General features: G+C 64.7%; 18 protein-coding genes. 11 read left to right on the top strand and 7 right to left on the bottom strand.

Features of this window, described 5'->3' with window-relative positions:
• Positions 1-113: 113 nt before the first annotated feature.
• Positions 114-1,316, bottom strand: coding sequence for a pyridoxal phosphate-dependent aminotransferase (locus tag ACP2YP_RS06805; RefSeq protein WP_426423179.1), 1,203 nt, complete (start codon positions 1,314-1,316; stop codon positions 114-116).
• A gap of 474 nt (positions 1,317-1,790) precedes the next feature.
• Between ACP2YP_RS06805 and ACP2YP_RS06800 the strand changes: the two genes are divergently transcribed.
• The 6 genes from ACP2YP_RS06800 to ACP2YP_RS06775 all read left to right on the top strand — a co-directional run bounded on the left by ACP2YP_RS06800 (position 1,791) and on the right by ACP2YP_RS06775 (position 5,817).
• Positions 1,791-2,441: a glutathione S-transferase family protein gene (locus ACP2YP_RS06800; RefSeq protein ID WP_426423178.1), complete on the top strand. Its 651-nt coding sequence runs from the start codon at positions 1,791-1,793 to the stop codon at positions 2,439-2,441.
• A gap of 154 nt (positions 2,442-2,595) precedes the next feature.
• Positions 2,596-2,772 (top strand): hypothetical protein, encoded by a 177-nt coding sequence (locus ACP2YP_RS06795; RefSeq protein ID WP_426423177.1) that lies wholly within the window; start codon positions 2,596-2,598, stop codon positions 2,770-2,772.
• Positions 2,773-2,836: 64 nt separating this feature from the next.
• Positions 2,837-2,995 (top strand): hypothetical protein, encoded by a 159-nt coding sequence (locus ACP2YP_RS06790; protein WP_426423176.1) that lies wholly within the window; start codon positions 2,837-2,839, stop codon positions 2,993-2,995.
• A 129-nt stretch (positions 2,996-3,124) separates the two neighbouring features.
• Positions 3,125-3,937, top strand: a complete 813-nt coding sequence (locus tag ACP2YP_RS06785) for a PAS-domain containing protein (RefSeq protein WP_426423175.1) — start codon at positions 3,125-3,127, stop codon at positions 3,935-3,937.
• Positions 3,938-4,155: 218 nt separating this feature from the next.
• Positions 4,156-4,611, top strand: coding sequence for an N-acetyltransferase family protein (locus tag ACP2YP_RS06780; RefSeq protein WP_426423173.1), 456 nt, complete (start codon positions 4,156-4,158; stop codon positions 4,609-4,611).
• Between the two features lie 264 nt (positions 4,612-4,875).
• Positions 4,876-5,817 (top strand): aldo/keto reductase, encoded by a 942-nt coding sequence (locus ACP2YP_RS06775; RefSeq protein WP_426423172.1) that lies wholly within the window; start codon positions 4,876-4,878, stop codon positions 5,815-5,817.
• Positions 5,818-5,834: 17 nt separating this feature from the next.
• Here the strand turns inward: ACP2YP_RS06775 and ACP2YP_RS06770 are convergent, their stop codons facing one another.
• The 3 genes from ACP2YP_RS06770 to ACP2YP_RS06760 all read right to left on the bottom strand — a co-directional run bounded on the left by ACP2YP_RS06770 (position 5,835) and on the right by ACP2YP_RS06760 (position 9,028).
• Positions 5,835-6,158: an antibiotic biosynthesis monooxygenase family protein gene (locus ACP2YP_RS06770; protein WP_426423171.1), complete on the bottom strand. Its 324-nt coding sequence runs from the start codon at positions 6,156-6,158 to the stop codon at positions 5,835-5,837.
• A 75-nt stretch (positions 6,159-6,233) separates the two neighbouring features.
• Entirely contained in the window at positions 6,234-7,451 is a 1,218-nt protein-coding gene (locus ACP2YP_RS06765) for a DUF1501 domain-containing protein (RefSeq protein WP_426423169.1), read from the bottom strand.
• A 2-nt stretch (positions 7,452-7,453) separates the two neighbouring features.
• Complete coding sequence (locus ACP2YP_RS06760) at positions 7,454-9,028, bottom strand: DUF1800 domain-containing protein (RefSeq protein ID WP_426423167.1); 1,575 nt, start codon at positions 9,026-9,028, stop codon at positions 7,454-7,456.
• Between the two features lie 114 nt (positions 9,029-9,142).
• Between ACP2YP_RS06760 and ACP2YP_RS06755 the strand changes: the two genes are divergently transcribed.
• Entirely contained in the window at positions 9,143-9,346 is a 204-nt protein-coding gene (locus ACP2YP_RS06755) for a cysteine-rich CWC family protein (protein ID WP_426423166.1), read from the top strand.
• Positions 9,347-9,432: 86 nt separating this feature from the next.
• Here ACP2YP_RS06755 and ACP2YP_RS06750 read toward each other — a convergent pair whose 3' ends face one another.
• From ACP2YP_RS06750 to ACP2YP_RS06740, 3 genes are all read right to left on the bottom strand, one after another.
• Positions 9,433-10,131 (bottom strand): glutathione S-transferase family protein, encoded by a 699-nt coding sequence (locus ACP2YP_RS06750; protein ID WP_426423164.1) that lies wholly within the window; start codon positions 10,129-10,131, stop codon positions 9,433-9,435.
• A 178-nt stretch (positions 10,132-10,309) separates the two neighbouring features.
• Positions 10,310-10,540: a hypothetical protein gene (locus ACP2YP_RS06745; RefSeq protein ID WP_148777692.1), complete on the bottom strand. Its 231-nt coding sequence runs from the start codon at positions 10,538-10,540 to the stop codon at positions 10,310-10,312.
• Positions 10,537-11,316 (bottom strand): TSUP family transporter, encoded by a 780-nt coding sequence (locus ACP2YP_RS06740; protein WP_426423162.1) that lies wholly within the window; start codon positions 11,314-11,316, stop codon positions 10,537-10,539. Before ACP2YP_RS06740 ends, ACP2YP_RS06745 begins: the two co-directional genes overlap by 4 nt.
• Before the next feature lie 287 nt (positions 11,317-11,603).
• Between ACP2YP_RS06740 and ACP2YP_RS06735 the strand changes: the two genes are divergently transcribed.
• The 4 genes from ACP2YP_RS06735 to ACP2YP_RS06720 all read left to right on the top strand — a co-directional run bounded on the left by ACP2YP_RS06735 (position 11,604) and on the right by ACP2YP_RS06720 (position 14,629).
• On the top strand, positions 11,604-12,518 hold the full coding sequence (locus ACP2YP_RS06735) for a LysR substrate-binding domain-containing protein (protein WP_426423161.1): 915 nt from the start codon (positions 11,604-11,606) through the stop codon (positions 12,516-12,518).
• Positions 12,519-12,628: 110 nt separating this feature from the next.
• Positions 12,629-12,856 carry a hypothetical protein gene (locus ACP2YP_RS06730; RefSeq protein ID WP_247320737.1) on the top strand — a complete coding sequence of 76 codons (228 nt, stop codon included), beginning with the start codon at positions 12,629-12,631 and terminating at the stop codon, positions 12,854-12,856.
• 44 nt (positions 12,857-12,900) lie between these two features.
• A complete protein-coding gene (locus ACP2YP_RS06725) occupies positions 12,901-13,128 on the top strand; it encodes a hypothetical protein (protein ID WP_426423159.1) in 228 nt (75 codons plus the stop codon).
• Positions 13,129-13,279: 151 nt separating this feature from the next.
• Positions 13,280-14,629, top strand: a complete 1,350-nt coding sequence (locus tag ACP2YP_RS06720; protein ID WP_426423157.1) for a metallophosphoesterase family protein — start codon at positions 13,280-13,282, stop codon at positions 14,627-14,629.
• The last annotated feature ends 36 nt before the right edge of the window (positions 14,630-14,665 follow it).

Raw genomic sequence — 14,665 nt, 5'->3', positions numbered from 1 at the left:
AGCCGCACGACGGTCTATGCCACATTAGTCGTGGGCATGCCAGATCGCGCGGACATGAAAGAAAAAGGGCCCGCTCGACGCGGGCCCTTTCATGTCGGATCGTTACTGCGCGCTTAGCGCAGGTTGCCGCAGAAGCGCTGGATGCGCTTGCAGGCGTCTTCGAGGTCCGAGGTCTTGGTCGCGTAGGAGATGCGGAACGCCGGGCCGAGGCCGAAGGCCGAACCCTGGACGACGGCAACGCCTTCGGTCTCCAGCAGCTCCGTGACGAACTGCTCGTCGTTGGAGATCACGCTGCCCGACGGCGCCTTCTTGCCGATCGTGCCGGCGCAGGACGGATAGACGTAGAAAGCACCCTCGGGCCGCGGGCACTCGATGCCGTTGGCCTGGTTGAGCATGGAAACGACCAGATCGCGGCGCTCCTTGAACACCTTGTTGTTGGCAGCGATGAAGTCCTGCGGACCGTTCAGCGCTTCCACCGACGCCCACTGCGAGATCGAGGACGGGTTCGAGGTCGACTGCGACTGAATGGTCGACATCGCCTTGATCAGCTGCGCCGGACCACCGGCGTAGCCAATGCGCCAGCCGGTCATGCAATAGGCTTTCGACACGCCGTTCACGGTGAGCGTGCGGTCGTAGAGGCTGGGCTCGACCTGCGCGACAGTGGTGAACTGGAAGTCGTCATAGACGAGGTGCTCGTACATGTCATCGGTCATCACCCACACATGCGGATGCTTGACCAGCACGTCGGTGAGCGCCTTGAGCTCGGCCCTGGTGTAGGCCGCGCCGGTCGGGTTCGACGGCGAGCACAGGATCACCCATTTGGTCTTCGGCGTGATCGCACGATCGAGCGCTTCGGCCTGGAGCTTGAACCCGCTCGCGGCGGTGCAGACCACCGGCACCGGCTCGCCGCCGGCGAGCGCCACCATCTCGGGATAGCTGACCCAATAGGGCGCCGGGATGATCACCTCGTCGCCCGGATTGATGGTCGCCATCAGCGCGTTGTAGAGCACCTGCTTGCCGCCGGTGCCAACGATGATCTGGTTCGGCTTGTACACGACGCCGTTCTCGCGTTGAAACTTCGCGATGATCGCGTCCTTCAGCTCGGGGATGCCGTCGACCGCGGTGTACTTGGTCTTGCCGGATTCGATGGCGCGGATCGCCGCCAGCTTGATGTTGGCGGGCGTGTCGAAGTCGGGCTCGCCGGCGCCGAGGCCGATGACGTTGCGGCCCGCCGCTTTCAGCGCGCGTGCTTTATCCGTAACCGCGATGGTCGCGGACGGCTTCACACGGTCGAGCGCAGCAGCAAGGAAGGCCATCGTCATCTCCTGACAAGCGTCGTGAACCCATGGGTCGTCACGACTCTGATTGTGGGAATGGAGACACCCTAAAACGTGTGCCGCTGCACCGCAAGAAACTTCGGCCCGATCTCGGAAAAGTTTACGGATTTGGAGCATTTCAAGGCTCGGTTTCCCGCAATTTTCCGCAACTTTGCCGGGCAAACCCCTCATATCCGGCAAGGCTTGTCCTCCGAGCAATTTTGCACCGCGCGAGCGCCACGAAACTGACGATCAGTTGATGTTGCCAACGGTGCGTCGTGCATGTTGACGCAAGCGTGATCTGATTTGCAGCGTCGCACGAACATGATCTTCCGCGGCGTTGCAGTGCGGTAGGGTTTTCGAGTTTTTCTAGGGGGCAGCCCTTGCGGCGGATTCGCATCGGCATCATTGTTTAGCCGCGGTGCGGGGCAACAAGCACCGCGCCTTCCCGTCCTTCGGAATCGAACTCCCAGAATGTACAAGCTCTATTCGATGCAACGCTCGGGCAACAGCTACAAGGTCCGCCTTGCGCTGGCGCTGCTGAACGTGCCCTACGAACCCATCGAGGTGGACATTCTGCGCGGCGAGAGCAAGACGCCGGACTTCCTGGCGAAGAATCCGTCTGGACAGGTGCCGCTGCTCGAGGTCGGCGACAACCGCTTTCTCGCCGAGTCCAATGCCATCCTGTGGTACGTCGCCGTCGGCACGCCGCTCGCGCCGGAGAACCGGATCGATCGCGCCGAGGCGCTGCAATGGATGTTCTTCGAGCAGCACGCGCTCGAGCCGAACATTGGTGCGGCGTATTTCTGGCTGTCGCTGGTCAAGGGCGGCCGCGACCTCCAGACCCACGCGCTGGAGGACTGGATGGAGCGCGGCTATGGCGCGCTCCAGGTGATGGAGAACCACCTCAAGATTACCCCCTATTTCGCCGCCCGCCAGCTCACGGTGGCCGACATCGCGCTGTACGGCTACACCCACCTCGCCGACCGCTGCGACTTCGACCTAGCGCCCTTCCCGGCGATTCGGGACTGGCTGAAGCGCGTCGAGGCCGCGCCCGGTTTCGTCATGATGGACTGGCGGCCCGCCGACATCGACGACCCCGCCAGCATCGCTGCCGGGGTGTGAAACCGGTGCAGCGTTAAGAAATAGCGGGCATAGCGTTAACCTTTGCCCCAATCCCGCCGCTTTCAGCGGGTTAGCCGCCGCAATATTGCCAGTTGAAATTGTGAGGTTGTTCGACGTCGCGGGTGATTCGCTCGCACGTTGAAGGATTTAGACCATGATTCGGGCGTCCGGCACGGCAGGCTTTCAGGGCCAAACCGATACCGTTTCGTCTTCCCGGTTGACCAACGCGGTTGCGGCCTCACTCGCCGTCGCCGCCCTCTCGCTATGCCTGATCGTCACCCTCACTGTACTGACGACCAAAGCGACCATGGCAATGGGTCTGCCGGCCTGATCCCCGTTTCATCCTGGTCCTGCCTTCAAGGCGCCGCGCCGACCGGCATCGTGATGGGACATCGATGAAATCGCCTGTGGTCATCGTTGCAATCACCCTGACTGCGGCCATCCTGGTCGCGGCATCGCTTTTGATTTTCGTCGGCACCCGCAAGGGCCCGGGGATTTCGACGCTGGATGCGCCCGCGCCGCGAGAGCGCATCATGCATACGCATTTGGTCTAAAATGATCCGAAAGCTTTGGGGACGCAGGCAAGCCCCCCTTAAGCGCACCGCGCGAAACCGCATTGCGCTTGCGCAACCATGGATCAGTCTGACGGCCTTATCCCGTTCAGGGAGGAATGAGCCAGGCCCATGCGGTTCGGATGGCGTGCTATTTCCGGTCCCGTGCTGACGGCAGCGATCGCACTGCTGGCGATCCTGCTCGACCGTCATGCTCCCGCTCTGTCGCTTGCGCCGCTGTTCGTTGGCATCGTGGCGTTGGCCGGCTCGCTCTCGGGTTTTGCGTCTGCGCTTGGCAGCGCCGCTATTGCCGTGATCGGCGCCGCACTGCTGTCTCTCAGCCACCGCACCGCGCCAGGCTTTGCCGAGACCAATCTCGCGCAACTCGGCCTGCTCGCGCTCACGACCGCCGGCACCGCCGCGATCACCGGTCTGATGCGCGAGCGTCTGCTCGATGCCTTCGCGGCCGAACGGCACAACCACGCCACTGCGGCACGGCTGTCAGCGGCGCTCGACCAGGTCGATATCGGCATCGTGCTGCTCGATGCCGAGACCCGTGCCGAATTCATCAATAGCGCGTTCCGCGATTATTTCGCGCTGCCGGACGACAAGGCCGACGGCAAGCCACCCTTCATCGCACTGATGTATCACGGCCGCGACACCGGCGCGTTCGAGCTGCCGGAGGACGAGCTGGGTGTCTTCATCGCGCAGCGCATGGAGATGGTGCGGATCGGCGACGCCACGCCGATCAACATTAATTTGCGCAATGGCGAGGTGCTGCGTTTCGTCTGCACGGCGCTGCCCGACGGCGGCCGCATGCTGAGCACCACGCCGGTGACCGACCTCGTGCGCCACACCGATGCGCCGGCCCGCGCCGACTATTATCGCTCGCTGCGCGATCCCACGGGGCGCAAGCTGATCCGCTATCTGCGCGTTGCGGAGTGATGCGAGAGCTCGGCCTTATGGTTCGAGACGCGCCGCAAGCGGCGCTCCTCACCATGAGGGTCTAGGATCTCGCCGCGAAACGCGTCCTCATCCTGAGGAGCCCGCCAAAGGCGGGTGTCTCGAAGGATGGTCGCAACAAGACCTTCTCCATCACAATTGATCCGCAACGCCATCATCACGTATGAAGGACGCATCCTTCGAAATCGCGGATTTTCCAGATGTCGTTCACCATTCGCTCCGTCACACGGCAGGATTACGACCAATGGCTGCCGCTGTGGGACGGCTACAATGCCTTCTACGGCCGCTCCGGGCCGACCGCGCTTGCGCCCGAGATCACGCGCGTGACATGGCAGCGCTTCTTCGACGCCTATGAGCCGGTGCACGGGCTAGTCGCCGAGAGCGAGGGCCGGCTGCTCGGCATGACGAACTATCTCTTCCATCGCAGCACCACCGCGATCGAGCCGTCCTGCTATTTGCAGGATCTTTTCACGTCGGAGGCTGCGCGCGGCAAGGGCGTCGGCTCGGCGCTGATCCACAGCGTCTACGAGCGCGCAAAACTCGCAGGCGCGCCGCGCGTCTACTGGCAGACGCACGAGACCAACACCACGGCGCAGAGCCTGTACGACAAGGTCGCGGAACGCTCCGGCTTCATCGTCTATCGCAAGATCTTCTGATTTTCACGCAAGCGAGTCCCTGTGGATAACTGCGCCTGTCACCCGCGCGTAACACACCGAGAGTAAGTTGTAGTTGCGTCTGATCAGGCCCCCCCGTCACCGATCAAGCGCCCCAAAGCGGTCCCCGTCAGTCGCCGCGTCTGACAGGGGCCGCGTTTTTTTGTCCGCAATTCTGCGCCAGCGTGGCTGCAATGCAGGCAAGTGCTTGCCGCTGCGTCGCACCGCGGTCACAATAGCCCTGCTTTTCTCCTGACGGGATCTCCCATGGAAATTCGTAATCTCGGCGGCTCCGGCCTACGCGTGTCCGCAGTCGGACTCGGCTGCAACAATTTCGGCCAGCGCACCGATCTGGAAACGTCGCGCAAGGTGATCCACCGCGCGATCGATCTCGGCATCACGCTGTTCGACACCGCCGATATCTATGCAGGCCAGGGCGGCTCGGAGACGGTGCTCGGCACCGTTCTCGGCGACCGCCGCAAGGACATCGTGCTCGCCACCAAATATTCCAAGCCGATGGCGGCCGACGGCACCAAGCAGGGCGCCTCGCGCCGCTACATCGTGAATGCAGTCGAGGCAAGCCTGACGCGGCTCAAGACCGACTACATCGATCTCTACCAGCAGCATGATTACGATCCGCTGACGCCGCTGGAAGAGACGCTGCGCGCGCTCGACGATCTCGTCCGCCAGGGCAAGGTCCGCTACATCGGCCATTCCAATTTTCCGGCGTGGCGCATCGCCGAGGCCGAGTTCATCGCGCGCGCGATGAATGTCGGCCGCTTCGTCTCGGCGCAGGACGAGTACAGCCTCGTCGTCCGCGACATCGAGCAGGACCTGCTGCCGGCCGCGCAGGAATACAAGCTCGGCCTGCTGCCGTTCTTCCCGCTGGCGAGCGGTCTGCTCACCGGCAAATACCAGCGCGGCACTGCTGCGCCTGCCGACACGCGCTTCGGCAAGGCGCCCGCGCTGCGCGACCGCTACGTCACGCCGCGCAACGAGGACATCGTCGAGAAGCTCCAGGCCTTTGCGAAGGCGCGCGGCCATTCGATGCTCGAGCTCGCCTTCTCCTGGCTCGCCGCGCGGCCGCAGGTGTCGAGCGTGATCGCAGGTGCCACCCGCGTCGAGCAGGTCGAGCAGAACGTCAAGGCGATCGCCTGGCAGCTCAGCGCGGACGATCTTGCCGAGATCGACAAGATCACAAAAGGCTGACGTTTTGGCGCGCGGCGCTACTTCGCGCCGCGTCCGACCGTCTGCATCACTTCAAAGCCTTCGAACTGGGGATGGCCGAGATACAGCGGCTTGTTGTCGCCGGCCTTGTGATGCGCAGCACGAAACGCCTCCGACTTGGTCCAGGCGTCGAACGCGGCATGGTTCGCCCACACGGTGTGCGAGGCGTACAGCGTATGATCCTCGAGCTCGGGCCCCCTGAGCAGGTGGAATTCGACGAAGCCCGGCACCTTGTCAAGATGGGTGTCGCGCGACAACCAGACTTGCTCGAAGGCGGCTTCCGAGCCCTTGGTGACGCGGAAGCGATTCATGGCGATGTACATGCGGGTGGTCTCCTGATGTGAAGGAAGCGCCGCTCTCTCACTCCCTCGCCCCGTTCTTACGGGGAGAGGTTGAAGTCAAACCACCAGCCCCTTCATCGGCCTTGCGCTGGCGCTATCCGGGAACACCGTCTCGGCCAGCACGCGATCGGACAGGCCGAACTGGCTCTGCAGCACGCCCTTGATCACGGAGCGGAGATCGGTGGTGGGCTTGAGGTCGCGGGCCTCATAGAGGTTGGCGGGCTTGAGGCCGGGCCAGTCGGAGATGACGCGGCCGCCCTTTACCGCGCCGCCAGCGAGCAGCGCGACGGTTCCGGTGCCGTGGTCGGTGCCGTCGGTGCCGTTGATGCGCGCGGTGCGGCCGAACTCGGTGGCGACGACGACGACGGTGTCGCGCCAGCGGTCGCCGAGGCCGCTTTCGAATTCGGCGAGCGCGCCGTCGAGACCGCCGAGCAGGAAGGCAAGCCGCCCCACGGGGCCGCCTTCATTGGCATGCGTATCCCAGCCGTCAAAGGCGAGCGCGGCGATGCGCGGACCATCATCGGCGGCCATCAGTTTTGCCGCGCCGCGCGCGACCTGCCGCATTTGCGCGACGGCATTGCCGGGCTTTGGCTTCATGTCGTCGCCGCTCGCGGCCTTTTCCAACTGGAGACCTTGCGACAGCGCCGAAGCCAAAGCGGGATCGCGATGACGGTAGAGATCGACCAGCCGCATCGCGGTGTCATCGTCGGCCTGCGGCAGCGCGACGGGCGCCCAGCCGACGGTCGGCGCGTTGCCCCGCAGCACCAGCGGCGTGGTGGGACCGACAGCGAGACCACTCGACACGCGCTCGCCGCGCGGCAGCGATTCCAGCGCGCGGTTGAGCCAGCCGGACTGCACGCGGCCCGGCCCGGCATAGCCGCTCTCGAGCACATCCTGGCCATCGAAATGCGAGCGATCGCGATAGGGTGTCGCCACCGCATGAATCACCGCGGCATGCTGCGCGCGATACATCCGCGCAAATTCCGGCATCGACGGATGCAGCCCGAAGAAGCTGTCGAGCATGAGCGCGGGATGCGCGCCATCCGCGGTGAGCGCGATCGATCCGTGCAGGCCGGCATAGTCGGGGTCGCCGACCGGCGCGACGGTCGCGAGCCCGTCGAGCGCACCGCGCAGGATCACCACCACCAGCCGGGGATCGCGCCCGTCAGCTGCGCGCGCGAATTTCGGCAAGTAGGCCCAGGCCGCGAAGAAGGCGCCGCCGAGCAGAACGCCGCGGCGCGAGGTGAGGAGCCGGTTTTCGGCGCAGTCGATCATCATCATCTCCTCTGAATTTCCGGCGACATCAGCAGCAGTGCCAAGGCCTGCTGACGCGATTCCGCGCGCTCGATGGTTCGCCGCGTTTCGATCGACGCCGCGCCAGCCGCGGCGAATTCCAAGAGGTCGAGCGGATCGATGTTCGGCCCGAGCCGCGCGCCCATCTGCGAGGCGATGTCGAGCCGGAGCTTGACGCCCTCGGGCGCAGCCCAGGCCGCAGCAGTGTCGGGAAATCCGTTGGGTCCGGCCGGTGCCCACAGCGGCTGGCCGAGCAGGTTCAGACTGTTGAGGTAGAAGCCGGGATCCTCCGGCACGCGCGCGAGCAGCCGGCCGCTCGCGACCAGGAAATCGTAAGGCGAGCGCATCTTGGTCAGCGGCGCCTTCCAGGCTTCGTCGGAATCGACCAAAGCCGTGGCAAGCGCCCTGAGATCGCCGTCGGTCTTGACGAAGACATCGCGCAACCGGGCAACCACGGCCTGAGGCGGATCATCGGCAACGAAGTGGCGGACGAATTTTGTGGCGATGAAATTCGCGGTCGAGGGATGACGCGCGATGTCGGCGAGCGCGGCTTCGCCCTGCGCCAGGCCAGTCGCTTCATAGGTCTTGCCGAGCAGCTGTTGCGGCCCGGGCTGGTGCGCGTTGGCGTTGAAGGCGAACGAGCCGGGTGCCCCGAGTTGCCCCTGCCGGCCGGCAAAGGTCCATCCGGTGATGATGCGCGCAAGCGAGGTGACGTCCTCCTGTGTATAGCCGCCGCCGACGCCGAGCGTATGCAGCTCCATGATCTCGCGCGCGAGATTTTCGTTCAACCCGCGCTTGCGGTTCTGGCCTGCGCGCGAGTCCGGTCCGAGCGATTGCTGGTTGTCGAGGAAGAACAGCATCGCCGGATGCTGCTCGACCGCCTTGAGCATGTCGGCGAAGCGGCCGAGCACATGCGGGCGGATCGCCTCGCGCTCGAACGCACCGGCCCACATCCGCGCCAGCTCGCCCTTGCTCGCGGAGATGCAGAAATGGTTGGACCAGAACACGACCAGGCGCTCAGTGAAGCCGCAATCGACCATCATTGCGCGCTGCAGCCGCGCCAGTGCCTCGGCGCGAAAGGTCTTCTGGATCACGTTGAGCGGCTGCGGCGACGGCTTTGCGGCAGCCGGCGCGGCCGCGTTCGGCTGCATACTGTCGGGCTTCATCGCATTGTCGGCCGGCTTGTTATCGGCAGGCTTGGCCTCGGCCATCTGGCCGGCGATCTCGGTGGCGACGGCATTCAGCGAGAGATTGCGGCGTAGCCCCGGCTTCTGATCGGCGGGCACCGCCTGAGGCGCTTCAGTTGGCGCGCCGGCCTTGGCGGCGGCTTCGCGCGCCTGCTTGACCTGATCTTGATAGGCGAACACGGCCTGGCCAAGTTGCGGCGTCGATTGCAGGCCCGGCGCTTCCAGCAGCACAGCGTAGGGACGCGCCAGTTCCGCCTTCACGAAGCCGCGGGGATCGGAAGCCGCATTGATGAGATCGCCGGAGGCGCCACCACGGGCGCCGAAGCCGAAGCGGTTCAGCGCGACGAGAGCGGCCTGCGAATCGCGGGCCATCGATTTGTCCTCCGCGCGGTGCCAACCGCTTCCCTGGTCGGTGCGCGGCGCCTAATATACCGCAGCTGGAGATGAACCCGACATGAAAAAGGCGGCGAAGCTTTTGCGTAAATCATGACAAATCCGAAAGATATCACGCTCACGCAACCGGCCCCGCGCCGCCTCGCCTGTTCCCGATGCGGCGCCGAGTTCGGCTGCGACCTCTCGGGCCATTGCTGGTGCGCGGAGGGGACGACAAAGCTGCCGATGCCGGTCAAGGGCGAGGATTGCCTGTGCCGGGAGTGTTTGCGGAAGGCGGCGGCTACGGCAGTATCGTAGGGTGGGCAAAGCGAAGCGTGCCCACCATTTTCATTGCGTGTGGTGGAGAGATGGTGGGCACGGCGCTTTGCGCCTCCCTACGAAGCTTACACCGCATGTCCGGGCGAGTTCCGAGCCATGCCGTCGAACGCATCGAGCAGCTTCTCGCGCCAGGCATAGACGGGGTCGTCGGCCTCGAGCAGCCTGAACGGGCTCACCACGCGCGCCCATTGGAAACCGCCGAACACGATGTAGTCGGCATAGTTCGGCGCGGCGCCGCCGATGAAGGGCTGCTTCTTCACGGTCTGCCGCATCACCTCCAGCGATTTGCGAAAGCCGATCACAGCGCTATCGCGGCTCGCCATCACCTCTTCCAGAGTCTTGCCGCCAAAACGCGCCTCGCGCGACTTGCGGAAATAGGCGGCATCGGTTTCGTCGAGTTTCCCGGGGATGTCGGCAACGATCAGCGGAAAGATGCCGCCGACGATGGCGATGTCGCCCCATGCATTGAGCATGCGCGCCATAGCGCGGCCGCCCTCGCCGCCGAACAGCGACGGGCGATCCGGAAAATTATCTTCGAGATAATTCGCGATCGCCCAGGACTCGACCACAGGCTTGTCGTGATGCAGCAGCACCGGAACCCGCTCCGAGCCGTGCGGCGCGATCGTGCTCTTCTCGGTGAACCGCCAGGGCAGCGATTCCGCCGTCAGCCCCTTATGCGCCAGCGCCATCCGCGTGCGCCAGCAATAGGGGCTGAAGGGACGCGAGGCGTCGGTGCCGACGAGTTCGAAGAGTTTGAGCGACATGGAAGATCCTTGCCTGCCAGATCCTCATCCTGAGGAGCGCGGAACGCGCGTCTGGAAGGATGAAGGCCCGATCTCGGCCTCGCCCTTCGAGACGCGCGCAAGATGCGCGCTCCTCAGGGTGAGGGTCTCCCATTTTGGATTGCTTCGCTTGGGCTCGCAATGACGATGTCGTGAGACGTCACCGCCCGTTGGTTCGCAGCAGCCTTTCGCCGTCTTCCGTCACCGCGATGATCAGGCCGATGCCGGGCAGCGTCTCGCGCGCGACGAAGCCGCGATCGGCGGCGTCCTCCCAGATGGTGAGGCGCGGGCACGAGGTCTTCCAGGTCGAGATCACCTCGGCATAAGCGCGCGGCTCGCGCGCGATCCATTCGACGAAGTCCAGCACCAGCGGGTCGGCCGTCTCGCTCATTGCAAACCTCCCTTGTCGAAGGCGGCCAGCACCGGCGTCCGAACCAGCAGCCAGCCGCCATAGGCGATGTAGTAGCAGGCGATGGTGGTGATCAGCTTGTTCGACCAGGCCACGAATTGCTGGTCGGTCATGGCTTCGAGAATGCGCCGGGCCAGCGTGGTGCCGAGCATCGAGGCTACGATCGCGACGCCGGCCAGCACCGGATCGATCGTGGCGGCCTGGTCGATGACGCCGCCGAAATAGATCAGTTTTGTGAAATGGCTGACGAGCTGGCACATCGCTTTCGTCGCCACCTTCTCGCGCCGGCCGAAATCGCCGCCGAGGAAGAAGGTGTCGAGCAGCGGACCGGAGACGCCGGTCATCAGCATCAGACCCATGCAGATTGTGCCGTAGACGGTGCCCTGCCAGAGACGATCCGGATCGGGTTTGATATTCGTCGGCAGCAGCCGTGCCATGAACGGCGTGGCACCGAGCAGCAAAAGCGCCATCGGCTTGTCCGGTACGTAGCGGGTGAGCGACCAGGCCGCGAGCGCGATGGCACAGCCGACCAGATAGTTCGCGACCGGCCGCCAGCGGATATGCGCGCGCCACAGCAGGGCGCGCCAGCCGTTCGAAGCCATCTGCGTGATCGCATGCAGCACCATCGCGGTCGGCAGCGGCATCAGCGCGAGCAGCACCCCGATCAGGATCAGCCCGCCCGCCATGCCGAACAGCCCCGACAGGAACGCGGTGGCGACCATCAGCAATCCAAGGGCAGCGATCATGATGGGCGTCACGAAGGGGTTCTCCCGTGGGTAAGGGACGCAACGCTGTTGGTCTCCCTCGCCCCGTTCTTACGGGGAGAGGGTGGGGTGAGGGGCTGTCTCCGCAATCCCGGTGGCAGCTGCCCTCGCGGAGACTCCCCCTCACCCGCCACGCTTCGGACGATGCTTCGCATCGCTCGGCGCGTGTCGGCCTCTCCCCGCAAGCGGGGGAGAGGCAAGGGGGAACGTGCCTCGCTTGCTCGCTTCGCGCAAACTGAGTTATCTTGGCCTGGCATCAGCTTTCCTGAGGGTCTTTGCATTTGCGGCGCCTGCTCTTTCTCAACGGCATCAAGGCATTCGAGGCCGCGGCGCGGACCGGCAGCTTTGCTGCGGCGGGAATCGAGCTGAGCGTGTCGGCGGCCGCCGTCAGCCGCATGGTGCATCTGCTGGAAGAGCGGCTCGGCGTCGCGCTGTTCGAGCGCAAGGCCAACAAGCTCGTGCTGACGCAGGCAGGGCGCGCCTATCAGAGCGGGCTGACGCCGATCTTCGACGCGCTGGCAAGCCTCACCGCGCAGGTGACGGCGCCGTCCAGCGTGCGCGTGCTCACCATCGGCGTCGGCCACACCTTTGCGATGCGCTGGCTAATCCCGCGGCTGTCGGAGTTTCGCAGCGAGGAGCCCGACATCGAGGTGCGCTTCACCACCGGCGGCGCCGAGGTGCCGTTCGGCGAGGACTGGAGTTGCGGTATCAAGCTCGGCACCGGTGACTGGCCGGGGCTCGTCGCCGAACCGCTGTTCGCGGGCGACCTCACCCCGGTCTGCGTGCCCCGCCTCGCCAATGGCCTGAAGCGGCCGGCCGATCTCAAAGGGCCCGGTCTGATCCGCGTCACGCATTCGCCCGAGGACTGGCCGATCTGGCTGAAGGCCGCGAACCTCGCCCGCATCAACGCGCGCGGACCGGAGTTCCAGTTTTACGGCCAGGCGCTCCAGGCCGCCGCCGACGGGCTCGGCATCGCCATGGGCATCCGGCCCTATATCGACGACGACCTCGCCGCCGGCCGCCTGGTCGCGCCGTTCGACCTCTCGGTGCCCAAGGGCATGCGCTGGTACCTGCTCTACCGCAGTTTTCAGACCGAACAGCGCGATTTTGCCGCGTTCCGCCGCTGGATCATGCGTTCCGCCGCGGAACCCGCGGCCCGGCCGCGGCGGTCCGGGCGCGCCGCCGGACGGAACTGACCATCATCCTTTCGGGTGAAAAAGCCGGCCGCTTGTGAACGGCTTCACATTTCGAAATCCGCAAACGTGGTCCTTTAACCCTCCGACGCGAGAGCATTTGGGGACTACCAATGACGACCATCTACGACGGCTTTGACATCGAATCCTTCGAAGCTGGCAAGGGACTGTGGCACGCCCGGATCCGGCGCGCCGATTTCAGCCCGGTTGCCATCGACGGCGTGCTGTTTCCGGCCATGGAAGTCGGCTTCGCCTGGCCCGATCCCGACGCCGCGATCGCCGACGCCAAGCATCACATCGATCGCTTCCGCCGCCGTGCCGACGACAGCGACGACGAATAGGCCTATCGAACGACAGCGCGGCGTAACAGGGGGGACACCGGTTCATGTCAGTCATCGACTTCGAAGACGCTCCGCGGCCGCGGATTTACTCGCGCAAGGTGCTGGCGATATGCCCGGAATGTGACGGCGATCTCACGGTGCTCCGCGTGATCGGCGGCCGCGCCGGCTGCGAGTACTGGACGATGCGCTGCACCGATTGCGGCGGAATCCATCTCGACATCCTCGAGCCGCGCCTGACGGTCGTGGACGGCGAGGGACCGCTGCCGGCGTGATCTCCGGCTCTGGCTGCCGGCGTCATTCCGCCGCGTCAGACGACAAGTCCGTCTTGCGATAGGTCCGTCTTGCGAAGAGTGGAACACAGCGCGACTTCTTGAGGTTGTAATATTTCGCACGTACTCTCGCCGCCAACCGGGAGGCGTTGCCATGGCGAGAACCGCTCAATCCCATCTTCCTGATCCAGTGTTTCACGAGCCCGTTTTCGGCGAAGCCGACAATCTGCCGGATCCCAACGGGTTTTCAACCGCTCACCCGAGCGACGCCGAGTTGTACAAGCAGATCGGCGATCTCCTGAAAAAAGACGTGGTCGCTATTCCGCAATCGCGCATTGCAGCTGACGCGGTCGTCCCGCTGGCTGACGCCTACGGAAGCCACGGCCCGCAAGTCAACAAGGTGATCGAGGACGCCGGCAAGATCATCTTCCATGCGCTTGGCGATTCCGGAGCATCGAACATCCGGAAGTACGCCGATGAACTGCACGTCTCCGACCAGGTGACTCTCGATGCAGCTTCGTCGTCTGACGGCAACCGGCCCGCGTTCCTGTTCCATCTCGGCGACGTCGTCTACAATTTCGGCGAGGCGCAGTATTACTACGACCAGTTCTACGATCCCTTCCGCAACTATCCGGCTCCGATCTTCGCAATTCCCGGCAACCATGATTCCTTCGTCGTTCCGGGCACCCCGGAGGGGCAGACTCCGCTGGACACGTTCCAGCGCAATTTCTGCGCTACCGAGCGCACCATTACGCGGGAAGCGGGATCGTTGCACCGGACCGCGATGATCCAGCCCTCGGTCTATTTCACGCTGGACGCTCCGTTCGTCAGGATCATCGGCCTGTTCAGCAACGCGCTGGAAGACCCGGGCGTAATCTCGAATCTCGACCATGGCTGGCCGACAGTTTCCAACGTGCAGATCGATTTCCTGCACGCCCAACTCAAGAAGATCAAGGACGAGAACTACCAGGGCGCCGTACTGCTCGCCACACATCACCCGCCTTTCAGCTACTCGCCGCCAAATGCCAGCGGCGGAGCCGGCGGCAATCACGGATGCAGCACGGTCATGCTCAAGCAGATCGACAAGGTCTGCCACGATGAAGGTGTCTATCCGCACGCGTTCCTGTCGGCACATGCGCACAACTACCAGCGCTACAGCAGGATCATCGACTTCGGAGGCAAGGAGATCGATGTGCCGTTCATCGTCTGCGGCGATGGCGGCCACAACGTCAACCCGCTGGTCCGGGCCGCGCGGGGCCATCCGGCGCAGGAGCCGAACGCCGGCTCGGATGTCAGATATCTCGAGGGCAAGCACCCGCCGGCCTGGGTCAAGCAGTTGCTGCTGGAAAAATACGACGACCACAATTACGGCTATCTGCGGATCCACGTCGACAAGGAGGAGCTCAAGATCGGCTTCCATCAGGTCGGCGTGCGGACGCTGGCCCAGTCTCGCTTCGACATGGTGACGGTGAATCTCGCCGATCACACCATGGTGGCCAACTGAGCGGCGCAAGCCGGCGCTCCTCGCCGCATGGGGAGC

The organism is Bradyrhizobium genosp. A, assembly GCF_049949275.1.
Classification (GTDB): Bacteria; Pseudomonadota; Alphaproteobacteria; order Rhizobiales; family Xanthobacteraceae; genus Bradyrhizobium.
This window is presented reverse-complemented; position numbering and strand designations above follow the sequence as displayed.

Excerpts from the sequence above, each read along its gene's own strand:
- ACP2YP_RS06780 (WP_426423173.1), top strand. The coding sequence starts at position 4,156 with ATGTCGTTCACCATTCGCTCCGTCACACGGCAGGATTACGACCAATGG.
- ACP2YP_RS06770 (WP_426423171.1), bottom strand. The coding sequence starts at position 6,158 with ATGTACATCGCCATGAATCGCTTCCGCGTCACCAAGGGCTCGGAAGCC.
- ACP2YP_RS06730 (WP_247320737.1), top strand. The coding sequence starts at position 12,629 with ATGACGACCATCTACGACGGCTTTGACATCGAATCCTTCGAAGCTGGC.
- ACP2YP_RS06800 (WP_426423178.1), top strand. The coding sequence starts at position 1,791 with ATGTACAAGCTCTATTCGATGCAACGCTCGGGCAACAGCTACAAGGTC.
- ACP2YP_RS06760 (WP_426423167.1), bottom strand. The coding sequence starts at position 9,028 with ATGGCCCGCGATTCGCAGGCCGCTCTCGTCGCGCTGAACCGCTTCGGC.
- ACP2YP_RS06790 (WP_426423176.1), top strand. The coding sequence starts at position 2,837 with ATGAAATCGCCTGTGGTCATCGTTGCAATCACCCTGACTGCGGCCATC.
- ACP2YP_RS06725 (WP_426423159.1), top strand. The coding sequence starts at position 12,901 with ATGTCAGTCATCGACTTCGAAGACGCTCCGCGGCCGCGGATTTACTCG.
- ACP2YP_RS06805 (WP_426423179.1), bottom strand. The coding sequence starts at position 1,316 with ATGGCCTTCCTTGCTGCTGCGCTCGACCGTGTGAAGCCGTCCGCGACC.
- ACP2YP_RS06765 (WP_426423169.1), bottom strand. The coding sequence starts at position 7,451 with ATGATCGACTGCGCCGAAAACCGGCTCCTCACCTCGCGCCGCGGCGTT.
- ACP2YP_RS06755 (WP_426423166.1), top strand. The coding sequence starts at position 9,143 with ATGACAAATCCGAAAGATATCACGCTCACGCAACCGGCCCCGCGCCGC.
- ACP2YP_RS06775 (WP_426423172.1), top strand. The coding sequence starts at position 4,876 with ATGGAAATTCGTAATCTCGGCGGCTCCGGCCTACGCGTGTCCGCAGTC.
- ACP2YP_RS06785 (WP_426423175.1), top strand. The coding sequence starts at position 3,125 with ATGCGGTTCGGATGGCGTGCTATTTCCGGTCCCGTGCTGACGGCAGCG.
- ACP2YP_RS06795 (WP_426423177.1), top strand. The coding sequence starts at position 2,596 with ATGATTCGGGCGTCCGGCACGGCAGGCTTTCAGGGCCAAACCGATACC.
- ACP2YP_RS06720 (WP_426423157.1), top strand. The coding sequence starts at position 13,280 with ATGGCGAGAACCGCTCAATCCCATCTTCCTGATCCAGTGTTTCACGAG.
- ACP2YP_RS06745 (WP_148777692.1), bottom strand. The coding sequence starts at position 10,540 with ATGAGCGAGACGGCCGACCCGCTGGTGCTGGACTTCGTCGAATGGATC.
- ACP2YP_RS06750 (WP_426423164.1), bottom strand. The coding sequence starts at position 10,131 with ATGTCGCTCAAACTCTTCGAACTCGTCGGCACCGACGCCTCGCGTCCC.